Genomic DNA, 4,661 nt, shown 5'->3' with positions numbered 1-4,661 from the left:
CTATTTGCGCAAGGCGAATGGCTGCTCGGCGGGCGCGTGAGCGTTGTTGGCTTGCCGCAAGACCTCGCTTTTCGCGATTACCGGAAGAGTCCGGCTGAGCTGCGCGCCCTCTTTCACGCGCGCGGATGGCGACGCATCGTCGCTTTTCAGACGCGCAATCCGATTCATCGCGCGCACGAATACATCCAAAAGTGCGCGCTCGAAATCGCTGACGCGCTGTTGCTACATCCGCTTGTCGGCGAGACCAAAGCCGACGACGTGCCAGCCGAAGTGCGCATGCGCTGCTATGAGACGCTGCTTGCGCTCTACTATCCGACCGCGCGCACGGCATTGGCCGTGCTTCCGGCAGCGATGCGCTATGCTGGACCGCGCGAGGCGGTCTTTCATGCGCTGGTTAGGAAGAACTACGGCTGCACCCATTTCATCGTCGGGCGCGATCATGCCGGAATCGGCAACTACTACGGACCATACGACGCTCACTACATCTTCGACGAGTTCGACCCGAGCGAACTCGGCATCGTCCCCCTCTTTTTCGACAACGCTTTCTACTGCCGCGCGTGCGGCGCAATGGCATCGAGCAAGACCTGTCCACATGACGCGACGGAGCACGTTACGTTGTCCGGCACAAAGGTGCGCGAAATGCTGCGCGCGGGCAAGCTGCCGCCCGTTGAGTTCACGCGCCCTGAAGTCGCGCGGCTGCTGATCGAGGCGTTGCGCGAGGAAACGGGCTTGCACGGCGGCGCCACCGTCTGAGCTTTTTCGGAACACGACTGCAATTTCCGGAAGCTCTTACGAGAGAGACTTCGGCCCTGCTCGCTGAGACGCGGCGCGGGCGCTGGATTGCGAGTTCGACGCCAATTGGAGGATGCGCCCATGAGTTCAAGCAAAGGTTTCACGCTTTGGTTCACGGGGCTTTCCGGCGCGGGCAAAACGACGCTCGCTGTCGCTGTCGCGTGCAAGTTGCGCGCGCGCGGCCTTCGCGTTGAGATTTTGGACGGCGATGAAGTGCGCATGAACCTCTCAAAGGGGCTCGGCTTCTCGCGCGAAGACCGCGACGCGAACATCCGTCGCATCGGTTACGTTTGCCGTCTCCTTTCACGCAACGGCGTGGCGGCGATCTCGGCGGCCATCTCGCCTTATCGCGAGGTGCGCGCTGAGGTGCGCGCGGCGATCGAGCGAGATGGCGCGGAGTTCATCGAAATCTACGTCAAATGTCCTCTCGAAGTCTTGATCGAGCGAGACGTGAAAGGGTTGTACAAGAAAGCGCTGGCTGGCGAGATCAGCAACTTCACCGGCATCTCCGATCCGTACGAAGAGCCGCGCGCGCCCGATATCGTGATCGAAAGCGATCGCGAAACGATCGAGGAGAGCGCAGCGAAGATCATCGCGGCCTTGGAACATCGCGCCCTCGTGCCGAAAGACGAGACCAACACCGACTCCCAAGAAGATCTCGTCGCACGGGCGCGAGGATGAGAGCACCGCGCAACTCGCGCCATAGCTGAGCGAAATTGGCCCGGAGATTGTTTTTCGTCGCCGAACTGTGTTACACAGTCGAGCCGACGCGCCCGCAAGCGGCGCCGACTCAAAGGGCGAACGCCAGATGATCGCGGCGGCACACAGGACCGAAGAGTTCAACTACGCCATTCGCAACCTCGCTCGTGCGGCGGAAGCGCGCGAACGCGCCGGACGCCAAGTCATCTATCTCAACATCGGCGACCCGCAAATCTATGGTTTTCGTCCGCCGGAAGCGCTCGTCGAAGCAGTGGCGCGCGCGTTGCGAGATCGCTTCACGGGCTACGCTTCATCCAAGGGGCTGCGCGAAGCGCGCGAAGCCATCGCGCACAAGGCAACGCAATTGGGAACGCCGACCGATCCTGAAGAGGTCCTCATCACCTCCGGCGCATCGGAAGCCGCCGACCTATTGCTAACGGCGCTCGTCAACCAAGGCGAGGAGGTGCTGCTGCCGGCACCCGGCTACCCACTCTATCCAGCGATCCTCAACAAGCTCGGGGCCGTAGCGAAGTTCTACCGCTTGCACGAAGAGATCGGTTGGCAACCTGTGATCGAGGAGATCGAACGGGCGATCACGTCGCGCACGCGCGCGCTGGTGCTGATCAATCCGAGCAATCCGACCGGCGCCGTGATCCCCGACGAGCAGGTCGCGCGCATCATCGAACTAGCTGTTCGTCACCGCTTGTTGGTTATCGCCGATGAAGTCTATCGCGAACTCTGCTTCGATGCGGCGCCCACGCCAGCTTCCACGCTTGCGGCGGAGATGAACGCGCCGCTCGTTACGCTCGAGAGCCTGTCGAAAACACACATCATCCCGGGATGGCGCGTCGGCTGGATGCGTTTTACTTCCTCAGGCAAGATGGCCGAGCTGATCAACGCCGTGCTTCGTCTGGCTGGAGGCAGGTTGTGTGCCCCGACGCCGACGCAGTATGCCATCGTGCCAGCGCTTACAGGCGACCATGGTTTTCAGCACCAGTTCATCGCCGAACTCCGACGGCGGCGCGATTTGACTTTGGAGCGCGTGCGCGCCATCGACGCGCTCTCGTGCACCGTGCCCGATTCGGCCTTTTATGTCATGATCAAAGTTCGTGACATGGGCGGGCGAACCGATGAACAGTTCGTGCTCGACATGCTCGAAGCAACGGACGTGCTCGTCGTGCACGGATCAGGCTTTGGCACTGATCCGGCGGAAGGATATTTCCGCCTCGTCTATCTTCCGGACGAAAAGGTGCTTCACACGGTCTTCAATCGCTTGGAGCGCTTCTTGCAACAGGCGCCTTGAAACCATTTCCGTCTAACCGCTGATTTCGCAACAGATCGCGCGCACGCAGACAGCGCACGGTGCGAACGCGCCATGCTGCTGGCGGGGACCGCTCCACATCTTCCCACGAAGCGCTCGACGGTAGCGTGTTCGGTGTTTATTTACGCAAGCATCTGAAAATTTCCTCTCACCTCCTCGAGGAACTCAATCGCTGCAAGCCGAGAGCTTCAAGCGTCTGTTCATCCGGCACGATGCGCCCATTCACTTTCTGGACCACGGAGAAACCTCCTTGATAATCCCACATCGTCCACCCGATGCCGTGCTTTTCGAGCGCCGTGCGCACGTCGCGCAACCAAGCCGCGCGCGCTTCGGGCGGCGAAAAACGGCGATAGACGCCGAACTCGTTGCAGATCACGCGCACGCCATGTCGCGCAGCCCACTGCGCAGCCTTGGCGATCTCGGCCTCGATGCGCGCGCCGTTCCAACGCGCATTGCCGTAAGCGCGCAAAACTTCGCGTGCCTCCTCATCGTTGAGCGTGGCGAGCAGCGGCGCGATCGCTTCGGGCGTCACCGGATAAGGCACGTTGCGCAATGACGGCAAGTTCGGGCCGGCCCACGTCGCGCCTTGGTGCGTGAAAGCCATCGGCTCATAGAAATGGAGGTTGTAGATCACGTTACGATCGGCCAGCGGTTCCAAAAAGAGCAGCTCGCCGAGACCGGACCATCGATGTCCGCAAGCGATGATCGTGTGACGCGGCGCGCCTTCGCGCATGGCTGCGACTAACTTCGCTTGAATGCCCATCCAACGGTAGCCATCCTCGACCATCGGCTCGTTGATCGCTTCGAGAAAGACGCGCTCCGGATCGGTGCGCGATAGATGCGCCGCCAGCGCGCGCCAAAAACGGGCGAAAGCTTCGGCGTGACGATCATCATCGCGCAGCTTCAGCTTGAACTCATCCGTTGGATGTATATCGATGATGACGGCCAGATCATGGGCCAGTATCTTTTCGATTGCGCGATCCAGATAGCTGAGGTATTCAGCATTCAGCTTCGCTGGATCAGTCTGATTCCACAACGGTGCGGGTTCGACCGAAAGGCGAACGTGATCGAAGCCCATCGCCTCGATAAGCCGGATGTCGGCTTCGGTGGTATGCGATTCCAGATGCTCGCGCGTGTACGGGCGGCCGCCGAGGATTTGGGCGAACCAGTGGCTCGTGTTGATGCCGTGTTGAAGGCGTCGAAAGCGAGCTTCGCTGACGTCGGTTCCGCGCAAGCGCGCCGTCTGCGCCAGCGTTGAGAAGGACGTCGACAATGCGAGCAGGATCGCCCATGTTATGCGGTGTCCTCTCAAAGCGCAAAGAGCCCTTTCGTTGATCTTCCAACGAGGGCATCGTTCATTCTTCATGTGGCCTTCTATTATCAACAAAAAGAGCGGAAATCAATGGTCTCGGGGCGGCCCAATGCGTCAGCGTTGACGTCCCGGATTCGAACGCGCGGCCCTTCATCTTTTGCGCTGATGGAACGCACGTTCCAGCGGCGAAAGGCAATGGCGAGGCTGCCGCTTTCGGTTCGCTTCGCGATCCACGCAACTTTGCTCTCCATCTTTCCCGGATCTTGCGACAGCACAGAACGTCTTGCCGCAACGCACCGCCAAGAAGACCGACAAAGAGATGGTCGTGCTTCATCGTGAATGGGGATTTCGTCGTGCAGGCAAGCGCGCGTCGCACCGTGCGACTGCGCCGGGCTGCATGCATAAGGACCTACTGGACAAAGGCTTGATCGAAGACTCTTTGTGACGTCCTCTCCTCAAAATTAATTGAGGGGCATCCCCAAAGGAATGGACGCGAGAATAAAGCCTCGCGCTTCGGTTCAGCGACGCCGTGCCATC

Annotated in this window: 4 protein-coding genes and 1 pseudogene; 4 read left to right on the top strand and 1 reads right to left on the bottom strand. The window is 60.5% G+C overall.

The features are described from left to right. The 3 genes and pseudogenes from sat to C4334_RS10095 all read left to right on the top strand — a co-directional run. Positions 1–753: pseudogene (gene sat / locus C4334_RS10105) on the top strand (sulfate adenylyltransferase); the annotation flags it as partial. 120 nt (positions 754–873) lie between these two features. Continuing rightward, entirely contained in the window at positions 874–1,473 is a 600-nt protein-coding gene (gene cysC / locus C4334_RS10100; RefSeq protein ID WP_352431966.1) for an adenylyl-sulfate kinase, read from the top strand. A gap of 67 nt (positions 1,474–1,540) precedes the next feature. Beyond that, the gene (locus C4334_RS10095; RefSeq protein WP_352431965.1) at positions 1,541–2,794 is read left to right on the top strand and encodes a pyridoxal phosphate-dependent aminotransferase; all 1,254 of its coding nucleotides are present in this window, start codon (positions 1,541–1,543) and stop codon (positions 2,792–2,794) included. Positions 2,795–2,960: 166 nt separating this feature from the next. On the opposite strand, the gene C4334_RS10090 is transcribed toward C4334_RS10095, so the two are convergent. Continuing rightward, the gene (locus tag C4334_RS10090) at positions 2,961–4,085 is read right to left on the bottom strand and encodes a glycoside hydrolase family 5 protein (RefSeq protein WP_352431964.1); all 1,125 of its coding nucleotides are present in this window, start codon (positions 4,083–4,085) and stop codon (positions 2,961–2,963) included. 322 nt (positions 4,086–4,407) lie between these two features. Here C4334_RS10090 and C4334_RS10085 point away from each other — a divergent pair, with 322 nt between their 5' ends. Beyond that, the gene (locus C4334_RS10085; protein ID WP_352431963.1) at positions 4,408–4,569 is read left to right on the top strand and encodes a hypothetical protein; all 162 of its coding nucleotides are present in this window, start codon (positions 4,408–4,410) and stop codon (positions 4,567–4,569) included. Positions 4,570–4,661 lie beyond the last annotated feature (92 nt).

The sequence above is a fragment of the Pyrinomonas sp. genome (genome assembly GCF_040289685.1).
Lineage (GTDB): Bacteria > Acidobacteriota > Blastocatellia > Pyrinomonadales > Pyrinomonadaceae > Pyrinomonas.
The sequence above is the reverse complement of the archived record's forward strand: the minus strand, read 5'-3'. Positions and strand labels throughout refer to the sequence as shown.